This is a genomic window from Paenibacillus endophyticus, from assembly GCF_014192395.1.
In the GTDB taxonomy this organism is placed as follows: Bacteria; Bacillota; Bacilli; order Paenibacillales; family Paenibacillaceae; genus Pristimantibacillus; species Pristimantibacillus endophyticus.
Genome location: NZ_JACHXW010000012.1, coordinates 76,704 through 92,544 on the forward strand (window position 1 = coordinate 76,704; position 15,841 = coordinate 92,544).

The 15,841-nt window shown below is 44.2% G+C and carries 16 protein-coding genes; 11 read left to right on the forward strand and 5 right to left on the reverse strand.

Annotated elements, in window-relative coordinates; translation table 11 throughout:
• Nucleotides 1-340 precede the first annotated feature (340 nt).
• The gene (locus FHS16_RS18975) at nucleotides 341-2,317 is read left to right on the forward strand and encodes an AraC family transcriptional regulator (protein ID WP_183566095.1); all 1,977 of its coding nucleotides are present in this window, start codon (nucleotides 341-343) and stop codon (nucleotides 2,315-2,317) included.
• Nucleotides 2,318-2,326: 9 nt separating this feature from the next.
• Nucleotides 2,327-3,379 carry an NAD(P)/FAD-dependent oxidoreductase gene (locus FHS16_RS18980; protein ID WP_183566097.1) on the forward strand — a complete coding sequence of 351 codons (1,053 nt, stop codon included), beginning with the start codon at nucleotides 2,327-2,329 and terminating at the stop codon, nucleotides 3,377-3,379.
• A 160-nt stretch (nucleotides 3,380-3,539) separates the two neighbouring features.
• Here FHS16_RS18980 and FHS16_RS18985 read toward each other — a convergent pair whose 3' ends face one another.
• The 3 genes from FHS16_RS18985 to FHS16_RS18995 are packed head-to-tail and all read right to left on the reverse strand — an operon-like array spanning nucleotide 3,540 to nucleotide 5,371.
• Complete coding sequence (locus tag FHS16_RS18985; RefSeq protein WP_183566100.1) at nucleotides 3,540-4,019, reverse strand: ABC transporter permease subunit; 480 nt, start codon at nucleotides 4,017-4,019, stop codon at nucleotides 3,540-3,542.
• Between the two features lie 20 nt (nucleotides 4,020-4,039).
• Nucleotides 4,040-4,837, reverse strand: coding sequence for an ABC transporter permease subunit (locus FHS16_RS18990; protein ID WP_183566103.1), 798 nt, complete (start codon nucleotides 4,835-4,837; stop codon nucleotides 4,040-4,042).
• Between the two features lie 6 nt (nucleotides 4,838-4,843).
• Entirely contained in the window at nucleotides 4,844-5,371 is a 528-nt protein-coding gene (locus tag FHS16_RS18995) for an ATP-binding cassette domain-containing protein (protein ID WP_183566106.1), read from the reverse strand.
• A 509-nt stretch (nucleotides 5,372-5,880) separates the two neighbouring features.
• On the opposite strand from FHS16_RS18995, the gene FHS16_RS19000 reads away from it, so the two are divergent.
• From FHS16_RS19000 to arsC, 4 genes are read left to right on the forward strand one after another with little or no spacing between them, the layout of a single operon-like run.
• Nucleotides 5,881-6,189 carry an ArsR/SmtB family transcription factor gene (locus tag FHS16_RS19000; protein ID WP_183566383.1) on the forward strand — a complete coding sequence of 103 codons (309 nt, stop codon included), beginning with the start codon at nucleotides 5,881-5,883 and terminating at the stop codon, nucleotides 6,187-6,189.
• A 52-nt stretch (nucleotides 6,190-6,241) separates the two neighbouring features.
• Nucleotides 6,242-6,751: an ArsI/CadI family heavy metal resistance metalloenzyme gene (locus tag FHS16_RS19005; RefSeq protein WP_183566109.1), complete on the forward strand. Its 510-nt coding sequence runs from the start codon at nucleotides 6,242-6,244 to the stop codon at nucleotides 6,749-6,751.
• A gap of 14 nt (nucleotides 6,752-6,765) precedes the next feature.
• Entirely contained in the window at nucleotides 6,766-8,214 is a 1,449-nt protein-coding gene (locus FHS16_RS19010) for an arsenic transporter (protein ID WP_183566112.1), read from the forward strand.
• Complete coding sequence (gene arsC, locus FHS16_RS19015; RefSeq protein WP_183566115.1) at nucleotides 8,214-8,642, forward strand: arsenate reductase (thioredoxin); 429 nt, start codon at nucleotides 8,214-8,216, stop codon at nucleotides 8,640-8,642. Before FHS16_RS19010 ends, arsC begins: the two co-directional genes overlap by 1 nt.
• 154 nt (nucleotides 8,643-8,796) lie before the next feature.
• Here arsC and FHS16_RS19020 read toward each other — a convergent pair whose 3' ends face one another.
• Nucleotides 8,797-9,495: an MFS transporter gene (locus tag FHS16_RS19020; protein WP_246431835.1), complete on the reverse strand. Its 699-nt coding sequence runs from the start codon at nucleotides 9,493-9,495 to the stop codon at nucleotides 8,797-8,799.
• 198 nt (nucleotides 9,496-9,693) lie between these two features.
• Here FHS16_RS19020 and FHS16_RS19025 point away from each other — a divergent pair, with 198 nt between their 5' ends.
• Nucleotides 9,694-9,855 carry an SGNH/GDSL hydrolase family protein gene (locus FHS16_RS19025; RefSeq protein WP_183566119.1) on the forward strand — a complete coding sequence of 54 codons (162 nt, stop codon included), beginning with the start codon at nucleotides 9,694-9,696 and terminating at the stop codon, nucleotides 9,853-9,855.
• A 121-nt stretch (nucleotides 9,856-9,976) separates the two neighbouring features.
• Here FHS16_RS19025 and FHS16_RS19030 read toward each other — a convergent pair whose 3' ends face one another.
• A complete protein-coding gene (locus FHS16_RS19030; protein ID WP_183566122.1) occupies nucleotides 9,977-11,320 on the reverse strand; it encodes an MATE family efflux transporter in 1,344 nt (447 codons plus the stop codon).
• Nucleotides 11,321-11,449: 129 nt separating this feature from the next.
• On the opposite strand from FHS16_RS19030, the gene FHS16_RS19035 reads away from it, so the two are divergent.
• The 4 genes from FHS16_RS19035 (at nucleotide 11,450) to FHS16_RS19050 (ending at nucleotide 15,835) form a co-directional block, all read left to right on the forward strand.
• Nucleotides 11,450-12,124: a TetR/AcrR family transcriptional regulator gene (locus tag FHS16_RS19035; RefSeq protein ID WP_183566125.1), complete on the forward strand. Its 675-nt coding sequence runs from the start codon at nucleotides 11,450-11,452 to the stop codon at nucleotides 12,122-12,124.
• 227 nt (nucleotides 12,125-12,351) lie between these two features.
• The gene (locus tag FHS16_RS19040; RefSeq protein ID WP_183566126.1) at nucleotides 12,352-13,299 is read left to right on the forward strand and encodes an ABC transporter permease; all 948 of its coding nucleotides are present in this window, start codon (nucleotides 12,352-12,354) and stop codon (nucleotides 13,297-13,299) included.
• Between the two features lie 13 nt (nucleotides 13,300-13,312).
• Complete coding sequence (locus FHS16_RS19045) at nucleotides 13,313-14,182, forward strand: carbohydrate ABC transporter permease (protein WP_183566129.1); 870 nt, start codon at nucleotides 13,313-13,315, stop codon at nucleotides 14,180-14,182.
• Nucleotides 14,183-14,248: 66 nt separating this feature from the next.
• Nucleotides 14,249-15,835, forward strand: a complete 1,587-nt coding sequence (locus FHS16_RS19050) for an extracellular solute-binding protein (protein ID WP_183566132.1) — start codon at nucleotides 14,249-14,251, stop codon at nucleotides 15,833-15,835.
• The last annotated feature ends 6 nt before the right edge of the window (nucleotides 15,836-15,841 follow it).

A 15,841-nucleotide genomic window follows, 5' to 3' on the forward strand; every position in this document is an offset into this window, starting at 1 on the left:
ATTTGAACAATGCCATAGGCTGGATCATTGACAGCAGCCAATAAAAGCCAAGAAAATAAAGGTTTCGTATATTGGTACATGCTTTAAGCTCATGGTTATCCATGAGCTTTTTTGATTTCGTCGGAAAAGCTCAAAAATCTGGGGCTTATACGACTATGATGATGCCATGGAATGATTACAACTGCAAATGTGCCACTTGACTTCATACGGTCGTATTCGTTATGGTTGATATCTTGATGATATTGATAATCATAATCATTAGCTGTATATTATTTTATATTTTCATTGGGAGGAGCAATCTGATGGACAGGATGGATAACGTCCGTTATGTGGCAGTATTATGAACATGAACGAGCAAATTCAACTATGGAATCAAGTCATCGTTAGGGTGTTGGATGTTCGGGTAATTCGAATCGAACGTGGCGACGAAATTCGTGATTACATAACGCCATCAAGCCTATTTATATTTACGGCAAACGGGAATGCCGAACTGTGGGCGGACGGCGATGTGTGGTTGTCTGAGCGGTTTCATTTGATGCATGTCGGCAAGGGGAAACGGTTAAATGTACGATCCGCCGGCTTGCTTGATGTATATATGATTTTATACAATGCTTCGTTGCCAGCTTCTGCGCTGCGGGAGTTTCATATGATGATGCAAACCGACAATCCGTTTATGGAAAGTTGGGGGTTATCGCCGTCCGAACCGCTCGCATTGCTGGAGATGCTCGAAACCATGCTTATCGGCTGGCAAAAGGCGAACGGCGGAGGAAATGAACAGCTCGACTTGGGGAAGATAGAAGGGTTGAAGCGGTTGAAGGCCAAAGGGGAATTCATCCGTTTCGCGCATGCGGCGCTGCTGGAGCGGACGGAAAATGCGTGCGTGCCTTCGTTGGCCGAGCAGGTTATTCGTTATATGGCATCGAATTATCGCGGAATGATATCGGTGGAACGGCTGGCCCAGCAAATGAATTATACCCCTCAGTATGTTTCAAGGAAATTCAAAGAGCTAACGGGATGCAGTCCGCTTGATTATGTGATTCAGCTTCGCATGGACTTGGCGCGAAAAATGCTCCGGGATACAGCAGCGACGCTGCAGGAAGTAGCTGATTATGTTGGTTATCAGGACAACATATATTTCAATCGTATGTTCAAGAAACAAACGGGCATCACTCCGGGTCAATACCGCAAAAAATATCGATCTGATGTTTCGAAATATACAACGAATTGGTCAGATTTATCTGATGCAGCACCTCATCCGGCAATGTATCATCTAATTAGTAATGATAATCATTATCTACAACATGCGGATGGGGGAAATGGTATGGCAAGTAGGAAAAGAAATCTGTTGGCGACGGCGCTGTTGTGTCTGTCTATGGCGGCGACGGGCTGTGGAACAGCAACGGAAGTCACAGGAGGTAATAACGGGGCAAGCCATAATACAGAAAACCGGACAGCGAATAACGCATCAAACGCGGAGACGGAGGCGCCTGTCAACGTCGAAAAGAGAACCATTACTACATCAGTCGGTGAGGTGGAAGTGCCTGCTCACCCGCAACGTGTAGCGGCGCAGGCATTTTTGGGAACGGTGTTAGCGCTTGGCGTACAGCCAATCTCAGCTGAAACTTTTTTGATGAATAGTCCATATTTGAAAGGGAAGCTTGACGGCGTGACGGATGTGGGCGAATCGCTGGAAGCCTTGCTTGAATTGGAGCCGGATTTAATCATTACGCAAATAAACGAGAAAGAGAATGTGGACAAGTACTCGCTCATTGCGCCGACGGTGGCTAATCCGTACAACAGCTTTACGTCCATACAGGAGGAAATGCGCTATTTCGGCGATCTGCTAGACAAAGAGGATGTCGCTGAGCAGTGGATTGCTGATTTTGAGAGCAAACTAGGCAAATTGAGCGAGAAAGTACAGGCTGCGCTTGGCAAGGGCGAGACCGTGTCCGTCATGCAAGAGTATGATGGCATGGCATTTATATTCGGACCGAAGTCGGGACGCGGCGGCCGAATCATGTATGAAATGTTGGGCACGAAGCCGCCTTCGGAAGTTCCTGATTATATGCTGACCGACTCCTATTATGAGCTTTCGCTGGAGATGCTGCCTAAATATACCGGGGATTACTTGATTCTGACGACGGAAGCGTCATTGGAGCAGCTGCAGGCCGATCCGATTTGGGGCAAGCTGCCTGCGATTCGGGATGGAAAAGCGTATCTTTGGAATGAAAACCAGTCATGGTATCGCGACCCGATTGCCGTTGAAGCACAAATAAGCAGTTTGGCTGATTGGATTATCGAAGCCGCGAGAAAGTAGAGGGAGAATATGATTGAGGATCAATTATATGATGTGACGATCGTTGGTGGCGGCCCCGCAGGCTTGTATGGTGCATTTTATAGCGGCTTGCGCGAGATGAAGACGAAACTGATTGAATTTCAGCCTTATCTCGGCGGGAAAGTCCATATGTATCCGGAAAAGATGATTTGGGATGTAGGTGGGATGCGTCCTGTCTCTGGCGAGCTGCTTATTGATCAGATGAAAGAGCAAGCGTTGACGTTCGAGCCTGATATCGTGCTCGGCGAGAAGGTGACATCGATTTCCAAAAATGATGACGGACAATTTGTGCTGCACACTTCGTCCGGTCAGACCCACTACTCCAAAACCGTTATTTTAGCCGTCGGCTACGGCATATTTCAACCGACTAAGCTGCAAATTGAGGGAGCAGAGCGATTCGAAGTTTCGAACTTGCATTATACGGTGAAATCGCTGGCCCGTTTTAAAGACAAGGTTGTTCTCATCTCGGGCGGAGGAAATTCCGCCATCGATTGGGCAATTGAGTTGGAATCCATCGCGAAAAAAGTATATCTGACGTACAGGAAGGATATGTTAAACGGTCATGAGTCTCAGGTGACGTGGCTGCGTGAAAGCTCAGTTGAATGCTTGTTAAACGTGACGATACAGCGATTGGTTGCTTCCGCCGATCATGAGCTTATTTCCAAAGTTGTGCTGCGAAGTCATGATAATGATGCCGAGACTGAATTGGAAGTTGATGAAGTGATTATCAGCCACGGTTACGAACGGGATCGGAATTTGCTGGACAATAGCGCGATGCGTATTGAGATAGATGAAAATCGAGGAATCAAGGGAACTCCAATGAGCGAAACATCTGTAGAAGGCTTATATGCTGCAGGCGACATCTTGCACCATGAAGGGAAGCTGCACTTGATTGCCGGTGCCTTCCAGGATGCCGCAAATGCGGTAAACCGTGCCAAGCAGTATATTACGCCTGAAGCTTGGGCATGGGGATCCGTGTCATCCCACAACGATTTATTTGCTCAAAAAAACCGGGAACTGCTGAAGCATTTATATGCAAAATAAGACGAGCCTTCATTTGCCGTAATTCGAAGTATCGCCATTTTGTAAAGATGATATTTTGATAAAAGAATATAACTTAAACGATCGGTACATGATGTACCGATTTTTTTTGCATCTAGTAGGAGTCGGGGGCAGACTCAGAATGTTTGAAGTGAACCCCCATTCATGATGCGTTTGCGCCGCTTACGGATTCGCCTTTGCTGTATTTCGCGACCAGGGTGAGAGAGGCAGCCAAAGAAACGATGTTCAACATAGCGAGATTTGCAAGCGCAGCCAACAATTTTGATAAAATCACTTTATTTCTTGAAACAGGTCTGACGAACAAAAACTCGGCCGTTTTATCCCGTTCTTCCTTCGCGATAATATTAGCGCCTATCATCGTGGCATGAATCGTTCCCATTAATACAAGGTAGACAAAGAGTACGCCATAATATCCGCTTGCCTTCGATAGATCAAGCGTTCCGATTCCCATAAGGGCTTGCAAGGATGTTGGCATGCCCGCCATTAAATCACTCATGGATTGTCCGGAAGAGGATAACCCAGCATATTTGCCCATACTGGAGGCAATTAAGAATAGAATGCCGATGCTCCAAAAAATAAGAGATTTCGAGTATGCTTTCATCTCGATCCAAAATACATTCATTTCAACGCCTCCCCCCACAATTAAACCGCATGGATATCCTTCCTGATGAAAACGAAATAGCTTACTAGCAGAGAAATTAAGACAATTCCTGCTCCAGCTAGCAAGAAAGAGGGCTCATAGCTGGAACTTCGAGAGATAGCGGCCGTGTCGAAATATTTAAAGGGAGATAGATACCTTTTTGCTTCATTATTACCTGTTGATACGAGCATGCCGACGATGAAAAAGGTGAACACGGTACCAAGAGATAGCGTGAGAACGGATTTTATTTTCCGAGCGATGACCGAAATGACTACGCCTAATGCAATAAAAATAAGCTGAACATAAAAAAGCGTGGCGGTTATCATAAAGAAAGTTGCTGCACTGTATTCTTCTGTCTTCACCTGATCTAGCATCATGCTGGCTGCAGTCAGAAAAAACATGTTTGTAGCAACTAACGAGGTCAATGCGGCCAAAATCTTGGACGTTAGTACGGTGATTCGCGATACAGGTTTTGTCATAAGAAAATCCGCCGTTTTGTCTCGTATCTCCTTGGAAATGATGGACGTGCCGATATTCATGCCTTGAATGGCCCCGCAAAGCGATAAATAGAGAAAGATATAAGCGTAGAAGCCCAGCACCGAACCCAGGTTCTCCACTTCAAGACCGATCGCTTTCCGCACAGCCTCCGGATAACTATCCAACAGTTTTTTGAACGAATCGATATCGGCTGCAATAGACGGATACATGGACATGAACAGGACGAGCAGGGCAACCAATGAAACGGACCAAATCAACGTTGATTTTCCATAAGACTTTAATTCATGCAGAAAAATATTCATTGTTGATCAGACCTCCTTTTCGTAGTAGTGCATGAAAATCTCCTCGAGGTCCGGTTCTTCAATCCATAGGTTTGCGATTTCGATTTCGGCTATTTTTTTCATGACGCTATTAATATCGCCTCTGAATAAAAAGCTAACGGAATGTTCCATCACATTTTTCTTTTTTAAATCAAGATCCATGATTTCAGCTACCTCTTTCATTCGTTTGTTGCAATCCTTTTTGTAATAGCTTGCCGAGTATTTTAAGAGATCGATCACCTTCATATTGTCATAATAAAACACCTCCGAAGGCAAATAGCCAATTTGCTTGGCAATTTCGGGAGCAAACGCGATGCAATCCTTACCAAAAATTTCGGCTTTGCCGCTAGTCGGGTAAATCAGTGATAATAAAGTTCTGATCGTCGTAGATTTCCCGGCTCCATTGGGTCCGATAAACCCGAAAATTTCACCTTCTTCCACATGAAAGCTGACGTTCGTGATTCCTCTAGATTTCCCGTGCGTTTTGGTCAAATTCGTGATTTCTATCACATTCATGGCAAAACCTCCTTGTTATATGGTTCACGGTCATACATAGAAAACAGAATCATTAGTATTGTATTAGGATACGTATGAGACAGCCCGTTCTAGAAGAAAAGTCAACTCAGCTTAAAATACGATCATTTGATGGATGAAAAATGGTTTTATCACCAAAAATCTCACTGCTGCTCATTTATTCCCGTATGTTCATAAATCTGTTTGTTTGGTACCCGACGATCATTCGTCTTGACGATGACGGTCTTATTGCCTGGCTGTCTTTGTTGCATGGTTAATCATTGAGCAAATATTCTTAAATCAATTTTTATTGATGTAATGGTTGATCTGAAGATAAATATGTGGTAAGTTTTACTCAAGATTATAAATCAAAAAAAATTGATATATCGGAAATGTTAAGGTGCCCCTACATCGTGTAGGCATGCTGCGCTGCAAGTAGCTGGTCTGAAATAAAAGATTAAGAGCAGGTGATTGTGATGAAAAAATCAATTCCAGTTAACGAACTTACAGCAATGCCTTTATCGTTTGAAAAGTACGAACAAAAATTTAAAGCATTAGCTGATGAAAAGAGGCTTCAAATTCTATATGAGTTGTGCCAGCGCGGCAATACTTGCGTCTGCGATTTAACTGAAGTGGTGGAGATGCCGCAATCCAAATTATCGTATCACTTAAAAATACTATTGGATGCCGGCCTGATTACAAAAGAGACAAGAGGTACTTGGAGCTATTACGAGCTCAATCCCAGCGAAATAAATAACCTTCTTTCCGAGCAGCTTTGCTGTATTTTTAGACCGGCGGATGCTAATTCGAACTGCTGCTAAATTTTTTTGAATTATAAATCAAAAAAAATTGATTAATCGAGGAGAGATTGCTATGAAAATGCATGTCGCCATTAATGTAAGAAATCTCGAGCGCTCTTTAAGCTTCTACAGAAAACTATTTAATGCAGAACCTTCAAAAACGAAAGAAAACTATGCAAAATTCGAACTAGCTAGCCCTGCCATGCACTTCTCGCTTAATGCACGTCCCTATGAAAGCAGGGGAGTCATTAACCATTTTGGTTTTCAAGTACAAAACACAGAGGAGGTGCTTGCGGTAAAGACTCGCCTTCAAGAAGCCGGTCTAGCTACTATTGATGAAATAAATACCACTTGTTGTTATGCCGTTCAAGATAAAATATGGGTAACCGATCCGGAAGGTAATCCTTGGGAGGTGTTCTACACCAAAGAAGACAGCGAATTCGAAGCAGCAGAAGATCATGTCAACATGCCAAGCGCTTGTTGTACGGTGCCAGCACAGCAGCCGGTAAACACTCTTGAAAAAGTAGAATCTTGTTGCAGCGAATCGACATCGGTTGAAACATATAATAATTGCTGCACGTAACCTGGAGGGTCTAAATGGCATTAGCAGCATTTCTAATTTTCATTGCCACTTTAACGCTTGTTATTTGGCAGCCGAAAGGGCTTAATATCGGCTGGTCAGCAAGCGGTGGCGCAATTCTCGCTCTCATTTTTGGAGTAGTAGATCTAGCAGATGTCGGTGCGGTTACTGCCATAGTATGGAATGCGACGCTTGCATTTGTCGCTATTATTCTAATCTCACTCCTATTAGATGAGATTGGATTTTTCGAATGGGCAGCACTGCATATGGCAAGCTTGGCAAAAGGCAACGGAAAGTTAATGTTTGTATACGTCATTCTCCTTGGCGCGGCTGTAGCTGCTTTCTTTGCTAATGACGGCGCTGCGCTCATTTTGACGCCAATTGTACTCGCCATGGTGCGTGAGCTGAAATTCGATCAGAGAATGATTTTGCCGTTCATCATGGCCAGTGGGTTTATCGCGGATACGACGTCATTGCCTTTTGTGGTCAGCAATCTCGTTAACATTGTGTCTGCCGATTACTTCGGTATCGGCTTTGTTGAATATGCTAGCCACATGATTGTTCCGAGCATGTTCTCACTTCTGGCCAGCCTTTTAGTTTTGTTTTTATTTTTCCGCAGCAGCATTCCAAGCAACTACGATCTGAGTCAGCTCAAAAAGCCAGTCGATGCCATTAAAGACAAGAAGCTGTTTAATCTTTCATGGGTGATCTTAGCCGTACTGCTTGTTGCGTACTTTCTAAGCCAGTTTATTCACGTTCCTGTTTCCGTCATCGCAGGAGCAGGCGCGATATGGTTCATTTTCGCCGCACGGCGGAGCCCTGTGATTCACACCTGGAAGCTCGTTAAAGGCGCGCCTTGGGCTGTCGTGATTTTCTCCATAGGCATGTATGTTGTCGTATATGGCCTTCGAAACGCAGGACTGACTGATATCCTTGGAAATGTTATTCAAGCGATTGCTGATCATGGATTATTCGTTTCAACAATCGGTATGGGTTTTTTAGCTGCCATTTTATCATCCATTATGAACAATATGCCGACGGTCATGATCGACGCGCTTGCTATTAAGGGAACAGCCACGCAAGGAGTCATTCGGGATTCTCTGGTGTATGCCAATATAATCGGCAGTGATCTAGGGCCAAAAATCACGCCAATCGGATCGCTGGCTACATTGCTGTGGCTGCATGTATTATCTCGCAAAGCCGTAAAGATTACGTGGGGCAGTTATTTTAAAACCGGCATAATCCTAACAGTTCCGACACTTTTTATCACGTTGACGGGTTTGTACCTATGGCTTCATCTGATCAATTCCACGCACATTAATGTTTGGTTGTTCATCATTGGCATATCAGCTGTATTTGTCGCCATCTTGATGCTCGTTAAAGCAGGGTTAGGTTCAAGGTATCGTAAAGGCCACCATGAATTAGCAAGTATCAAACACATTCGGGATAGGGGAGATCAGCAATAATGAATAAGAAGAAGCCTCTCGTTTACTTTCTTTGTACCGGGAACTCATGTAGAAGCCAGATTGCCGATGGGTTCCTTAAAGCTCTTGGCAGCGATAAATACGAAGTGAAGAGCGCTGGCCTGGAAGCTCACGGACTGAATCCTCGCGCGGTTCAATCCATGAAAGAGGCCGGTATCGATATTTCGACTCACACTTCAGATGTTATTAATCCTGAAATCTTGAAGCAAGCAGATTATATTATTACCCTTTGCGGTCACGCAAACGATAATTGCCCGGTAGCAATCAACGACAAGGCTGAACGTTGGCATTGGGGTTTTGACGACCCGGCAAAAGCAATCGGCACTGAAGAAGAAATCATCGAAAAATTTCGCGAGGTTCGAGATTCGATTAAAAAACGAATCATGCAGTTTATTGCAGAAGGAAATTAATCAACGATAAACGAGCCGAATTTATTTTTATTGAATACCGCGGATGAGAGATTACAGATATTTTCACGGGAACGATGATTGAATAAAACAGAGGCAGTCATGGGCACTATTTCGTCCATAACTGCCTCTGTTTTGGTAAAGTCTAATCATTATTTTATGAAGCCTGACGTTTTTGTAGATTGCTCAGCCTTTTTTTCCCCATCGAAAAACTGATGAATGCAGACACTAGCGCTAATATCACTATAAAACTTGCCATCCATGGATTGTAGAGAACGGTGGAATTGGCACTTATCATCGCTCCGCCCGCTCCAGCGCCAGTCGCCAATCCTAAATGAATGATCGATGTATTCAAGCTAAGAACGAGGCTGGAAGATTGAGGCGCTTGTTGAATGAAATACGTTTGAGTCGCGGGACCGGCCATGAACTGAGATAGCATCATAAGAGAAATCAATAGTAAACCGATGAGCGTCGACCCGGCAAAAAGTGGCAGAAGCGCTAGGACAACTACGAGCACGATGGTACTGAAGGCTATGATGCGTGCAGCTCCCCATCGATCGATACCGTAACCGCTTAAGCGGGTGCCGACTGCGCCGAAAATTCCAAAAACAAGCATGACAATGCTGATGTTGGATGCTTTAAGTTGAAGGATGTCTTGCATAAAAGGGGTTAAATACGTAAACAGCACCGAATTTCCGGATTCCCTAAAGAAGGTCAAAAACAAACCGCTTACGATTACGGCACTTCCGAGCAGCTTGAATTGTTGTCGGAATGACATCGGAGCGTCCCCATCGACCTCTGGCAGCAAGCGGAAAATGACGAAGCCAATTAATAGGCTTATTAGTGCTAAAATCAAGAAATAGAGCGGATACGTCGACAGATGTATTACACAAATGGGAGATATTACGATTCCATCATGTACGGGCTAACAAAGCACGAATATGTTGAACGTCTTGAGAGAGAAATAAGTTTAAGCTAACAGTAGTTTCAGCATAAACGGGTTGCTTCAAGAGTGCTTGGCATCACCGCCGAGGAGTATTAAATTGAGAGAATCATGTTAGCACGCAATTATGCGTTGCCCGTACTTGACCTGTATGCTGAAAGCGGTATTACCCGGTTAATCTTGGATTATTTCACCCATGACCGGCTGCATCCCAACGAGGCGGGCTTTCAGCGGATTGCAGAGATGGCTGTCCCTTTTCTGGAGCGAATTTGAACCGTAAATCTATTAACCCTTTTCATTCCATTAGCTTTATGCTCATCCCTATATTAAAAAAGGCAGAATCGCGGAATGCCCTGATTCTGCCTTTTTGCGTGTTGTAAATTTATTAGTGTACTTAAACGATGAAATCGGGCTGCAATTTGTTCCGTAACACATATAGCATGATGGCACCAACAAGAAACGCGACGGCATCCGCAATGACGAGCGACCAGATCACCCCATGGAAGCCATTCATTCGATTGGCGAAATACATCACAGGAATCAAAGTCATTCCTTGAATAATAGACATAATAAACGCAGCCGTTCCTTGCGCCGTTGCTTGGAAAATCCCGGTAAACAACGTGGTCATTCCCGTAATGAACAAGGATAAGAATGTCACATGTAGAATGTAGCTGCCCATTTCAATTAATTGCGGGTCATTCGTAAATAAACCAATTAAATGGTCGGAAATTAGATAGACGATGATGCCGAATACGACTGCTAGCGCCACGATTGTTTTGATCGTAAATCCAATGGTGTGTTTCATGCGTAATTTATTTGCAGTAAACGAGAAGGCAATCAACGGTACGACTCCCTCGCATAATCCCATCAGAATAAACTCGGGAAATTGCATTAAACGTGATGAAATCCCGTAAGCCGCTATGGCCGAATCTCCGTATTCAACAAGAAAATAGTTAAAGATGAGCGACATTGCACCCAAAAAAATACTCATGATAAAGATGGGAACACCGATTTTGAATACATTGCTCAAAATGTCCTTAGTAGCCTTGAACCATTTGACGGAAAACGTTAGAAATTGGCTCTTGTATCCGATATGGAAGGCGTAGTAGGCACTCGCCACCAAGTTAGAAATGACCGTAGCAGATGCAACGCCGATGACGTCCCAATGGAATACGAAAATAGCTAACGCATCTAGAATAATATTTACAACCACGCTTAGAATCATACCGATCATTGATGTTATGGCTGATCCTTCCGATCGCACGATATTCTCCAACGTGAAAAACAATACGACAAATGGAGAACCAATAAGCATAATCATGACATAATCCTTCGTGAATCCAAAGGAGCCAGTTGTTGCACCCAGGCCATGGACGATTGGATCGATCAAAGGGAGGCCTACGGCCATCACGATTAGGCCGAGAACTAAACTGCTATAGAAGGCGAATGAAGACACATGCTTGACGTCATCATATTGTTTCTCTCCGAGCAATCGGGAAATGAATGTACCGCTGCCCATGCCAATCAAGTTGCCTAGCGCCATAATAATCGCAAACAATGGCAAGGTGAGTGCGAGTGCGGTTAACATGGCAGTATTGTGGAGCGTGCCAAGGAAATAGGCATTCAAGATGGAATAAATGACACTCATTGACGTGCCTAGCATCATCGGTACAGCGAAGTGAGCTACGGCTTTTGCGATCGGCGCTTTTTCAAAGTAATGGAGGTTTTCTGTATCCATACGGGTCACCACTTTCTTTTGTTTTCAATCTAACAGTGTTAGGTTGTGCCTTACAGTGTTAGATGATATCATGAACCTATGAACCTGTAAAGCATAAACTTACACTGTTAGATAAAAGGGCGGATATCGATGAAAAAACAGCAGCCTCAAATCTCAGAGGATAAAATTTTGGAAGCATCATGGGAGCTTCTGGGAGAGGATGGCATCGAGAAATTCAGTATGAGACGATTGGCAGACAGGCTAGGGATTCAAGCTCCCTCTCTATACTGGTACTTTAAGAGCAAACAGAATCTCTACCAGCGACTCGCCAACCAGGTATCGAAAGTGATTCTGGAGGAGTTCCACTCTGAAGGGGACTGGAAGGAGCAGCTGACGGAGCTTGCGTTAACGGTACGGAGCGTGCTCGGCAGATATCCCTGCTCCACGCAGCTTATGATGATGACGCTGCCCCACGAACCGGATATCATCCGGTTCACCAACCGTATGCTGCTCTGCGTAGAAGCGACGCCGCTTGAGCAAGCGCAGAAAGTTCAAGTGGTTACTACGCTTGTGAACTATGTTTTCTACTTCGTTCTAGATCATTATCAGCATGAACGCAATGTTTCCGCTATGATTAAGGACCATGAAGCGCTACCGGGAGAAGAGTTGATACGCATTCTGGACACGATGAGCGAGAAGGATTCGGGACTGTTCCGGAGGATGTTTACGAATGGGCTATTCGAGCTGATGGGGACCGACGGGGCGTTTGAGTTCGGATTAAAGCTGATTGTGCTCGGGATTGAACAGGTGATAAAGGAGGACTAATTAACGTTTTGCCGCCTATAAGGCGGCCTTTTTATTTTGAAACGATAGATAACAATTCGAGCCATCACCTTCGGTTTAAAGCATCGCAGCTCTCAGAAAAAACCTTTTATCGGAACAATCCAAAGTTCACACCTACTTAAAATCTTATAAGAAATTGTTGAAATGACAGAAATTTATTGGATAGGGGGGTGCTAATATACAAATATAAATAAAAACGAGGTGATGACATGCAAACGAAATGGGCAGCGGAAGTCATTCCCATCTCCAGAAAGCGGAGTTCGTGGATAAGAGCCATACAAAAGTATAAAGTAATGTACATTCTTTTATTTCCGGCATTGGTTTATTTTGCCGTATTTAAATACATTCCTTTGGCGGGAATCGTTATTGCTTTTAAAAACTACAATCTGGCTTTGGGGTTATGGGATAGTCCGTGGGTGGGATTAAAAAATTTCAAAGATTTTATTAACGGTGTTTATTTCTGGGACATCATGAGAAACACGATTATTATATCGCTGTATAAGCTATTGTTCGGTTTCTCCGCTCCCATCGCACTTGCTTTGCTTCTTAATGAGGTTCATACCCAGTGGTTTAAGAAAATCGTACAAACCATTACGTATTTACCCCATTTTCTGTCTTGGGTCATCGTTTACGGATTGATGGTCGCATTATTAGCACCTGGGGATGGCCTTTTTAATATGATTTTGAAGGAAAACGGCGTGCAGCCCATATCCTTCCTAACGGAGCCTGAATGGGGAAGGCTGCTGGTCATCTCATCAGAAATATGGAAGGACATCGGTTGGGGTGCGATTCTGTACCTTGCCGCATTAGCTGGGATTGATCCCAGCTTATACGAAGCGGCTCGAATGGATGGCGCCTCCAAATGGAGACAGCTCTGGCATGTAACCTTGCCCGGCATTCGAGGAGTCGTTATTCTGATGCTCATTCTTAAACTTAGCCATATTCTGGACGCTGGTTTTGATCAAATCTTCATGTTTGCCAACAGTTTCAACCAGGAGAAGATTGATATTATCGACACATGGGTATACCGCGAGGGGCTGGAGCGTCTTAAGATTGGCCTCGCTACTGCTGTGGGATTGTTTAAAGCTGTCATCGGATTTATTTTAGTATTGGCTGCGAACAAGCTCGCCAAAAAATTCGATGGGCAAATTTGGTGAGGTGGTATGAGCTATGGTTAAGCTGACGATCGGGGAAAAGGCATGGCAATCAGCCGTTTATTTTATTCTTATTATGCTATCACTGCTTTGCTTGCTTCCATTTTTATATGTGGTCGCTGTTTCGGTAACGCCGGAATCGGAAGTGTTAAGAAGAGGGATAGTCATTATACCGGAATCCTTTACCTTTGTAGCCTATAAAGAAGTATTCATTTCGAATGGCATAGGGCAGGCCTATAAAATCACGCTGTTCCGAACGATTGTAGGCACTGCGTTAAATGTGTTCTTCACGGTAATCGCGGCGTACCCGTTATCCAAAAAATATTTGCCGGGACGCAGTCCGTTTTTAATATTCATTGTGTTTACCATGATGTTTAGCGGTGGGCTAATTCCGACATATTTGTTAATCCGCTCTTTGGGGCTGCTTAATAGTCCATGGGTTTTGATTGTTCCGCATCTCATTAGTGCATTTAATCTAGTGATCATTAAAGGCTTTTTCGAGCAATTGCCTGCAGAAATCGAGGAATCGGCGCGAGTAGACGGTGCAAGCGAATTACAGTCGCTATGGAAAATCATTTTGCCGCTGTCCATGCCTGTTCTCGCCACGATTTCCCTATTTTACGCAGTAGGGCATTGGAATAGTTATTTCGATGCGATTGTGTATATCAATGATGCGAACTTAATGCCGCTTCAAGTTATCTTGCGCAACATTCTGCTGAACATCGCCAATCAAAGCGCGGAGTCGATTGCCAATACCGGAACGGTTAGCCAGTTCGCCGTGCAAATGGCTGCTGTGGTCGTGACTACGGTCCCGATTCTGATCGTTTATCCGTTTATGCAAAAGCATTTTACCAAGGGTATGCTCATGGGATCGATTAAAGGCTAAAAAGCAATTCTTATCTAGGTTGTTACGGGGAAACCGTGATAATATACAAGCAAAGGAGAGGTCAATATGCAAAGAACAAAAATTTCATTTGCTATTCTGGCTGCTACTGTCGGGCTGGGAACGCTATTGTCGGGATGTGGGGATCAAGAGGAGGCTAAGCCGGCAGCTTCGAACAGCTCAACTACCACGGATGACGCATTTGCGAAAAAAATGAAAATTTCGATGTTTAACCAAGGCACATTCAACGCTGCCGCTCCGATTCCTCCACGTGAAGAAGACATTCAACGGCAAATGCTGGAGAAGGCGATGAACATCGACTTGGAAATGACGATTCCTCAAGCCGGGCAAGCAACAACCAAACTAAATACGCTTATTGCAGGCGGGGATATTCCGGATTTGCTATTCTTGAAAAGTCGTTCCGATCTTGCGCAATATTATGATCAAGGCGTGCTTGCGGATTTGACGCCGTATTTGGATCAATTCCCCGAATTGCAGAAACGTTTTAGCAGCGACTCCTGGGAGGCGATGTCCTATCAAGGAAAAACGATCGGAGTCCCGGGTTATGATAATGTAAACGGTATCAGCCGCAGCTTCTTCATCCGCAACGATTGGTTGAAAAAACTGAATATGGAAGTGCCAACGACGCCCGATGAGCTGTTCGAAGTAATGAAAGCCTTTACAGAGAAAGATCCGGACGGAAACGGGAAAAATGATACGTACGGTTTCATCGGCGGCATGAATAAAGAAGGCAGTCTGCAAACCTATGGTTTCGATAGCTTGATGTGGATGTTCGGCGTCAATCCTCCTTCGGCCATTGATGTCAAAGATAATGAACCGGTATACCTGTTTATGGATCCCAAAATGAAAGAAGCACTTGCTTACATTAATAAAATGATGACAGCCAATGTGGTAGACCCGGATTGGGTGACGATGAACTCGCCTGATTTGCTGGACCAAAAGTTATTTAAAGGTAAAATCGGCTTCATGATAAGGGATGCGCGCAGGCTGGAGCCGGATTATCAGCAGAAAATGAAAGAAATTAGCGGAGAGGTGCCGGAATGGATCGTGATTCCTCCAATGGTAGGTCCTTATGGCGATCAAATCGTAGAGAGAAAATCATTCCAAGGCAATTCATGGGCTATATCCAAAACAGCGGATAAGGATAAAATCATTCGGATCTTGTCCCTGCTGAATTATCTCTTTACGGACGAAGAAGCCTATCCGAATTTTGCATACGGAATCAAAGGGATTCATTGGGATGTAGTGGACGGCAAAATCAAAAATAAAACATCCGAATTATCGAAGGAAATGAAAGAGAAGTACCTATGGGTCGATCATTACAGAATGCCGCGCCGTGGAGATGATGCCGAATACTTCAGCTTCCAGAATCCTAAGACGGCGGAAGCTTTCGTGAACAATCAGAAATATGTGGGGCCAACGCTGCCTGGAAACTTATTGACCGCAGATCCTAGCGATACCTTGGCAGCTGACCGCACGCGTTTCATTAATGAAAGCTTAGTGAAATTTATGACGGGCAAAGACCCTCTCACCAACTGGGACCATTTCCTCCAAACGTTGGACACCAAGTTTGATATGCAGACATATAAGGAAACAGCAGTCAAGCAATTTAAAGAAGCTGGTTTAATCAAGTAAATGAAA

Bases quoted from the DNA above. Each gene is read 5' to 3' on its own strand.
- FHS16_RS18975 (WP_183566095.1), top strand. From the start codon at position 341: ATGAACATGAACGAGCAAATTCAACTATGGAATCAAGTCATCGTTAGG.
- FHS16_RS18980 (WP_183566097.1), top strand. From the start codon at position 2,327: ATGATTGAGGATCAATTATATGATGTGACGATCGTTGGTGGCGGCCCC.
- FHS16_RS18985 (WP_183566100.1), bottom strand. From the start codon at position 4,019: ATGAATGTATTTTGGATCGAGATGAAAGCATACTCGAAATCTCTTATT.
- FHS16_RS18990 (WP_183566103.1), bottom strand. From the start codon at position 4,837: ATGAATATTTTTCTGCATGAATTAAAGTCTTATGGAAAATCAACGTTG.
- FHS16_RS18995 (WP_183566106.1), bottom strand. From the start codon at position 5,371: ATGAATGTGATAGAAATCACGAATTTGACCAAAACGCACGGGAAATCT.
- FHS16_RS19000 (WP_183566383.1), top strand. From the start codon at position 5,881: ATGCCTTTATCGTTTGAAAAGTACGAACAAAAATTTAAAGCATTAGCT.
- FHS16_RS19005 (WP_183566109.1), top strand. From the start codon at position 6,242: ATGAAAATGCATGTCGCCATTAATGTAAGAAATCTCGAGCGCTCTTTA.
- FHS16_RS19010 (WP_183566112.1), top strand. From the start codon at position 6,766: ATGGCATTAGCAGCATTTCTAATTTTCATTGCCACTTTAACGCTTGTT.
- arsC (WP_183566115.1), top strand. From the start codon at position 8,214: ATGAATAAGAAGAAGCCTCTCGTTTACTTTCTTTGTACCGGGAACTCA.
- FHS16_RS19025 (WP_183566119.1), top strand. From the start codon at position 9,694: ATGTTAGCACGCAATTATGCGTTGCCCGTACTTGACCTGTATGCTGAA.
- FHS16_RS19030 (WP_183566122.1), bottom strand. From the start codon at position 11,320: ATGGATACAGAAAACCTCCATTACTTTGAAAAAGCGCCGATCGCAAAA.
- FHS16_RS19035 (WP_183566125.1), top strand. From the start codon at position 11,450: ATGAAAAAACAGCAGCCTCAAATCTCAGAGGATAAAATTTTGGAAGCA.
- FHS16_RS19040 (WP_183566126.1), top strand. From the start codon at position 12,352: ATGCAAACGAAATGGGCAGCGGAAGTCATTCCCATCTCCAGAAAGCGG.
- FHS16_RS19045 (WP_183566129.1), top strand. From the start codon at position 13,313: ATGGTTAAGCTGACGATCGGGGAAAAGGCATGGCAATCAGCCGTTTAT.
- FHS16_RS19050 (WP_183566132.1), top strand. From the start codon at position 14,249: ATGCAAAGAACAAAAATTTCATTTGCTATTCTGGCTGCTACTGTCGGG.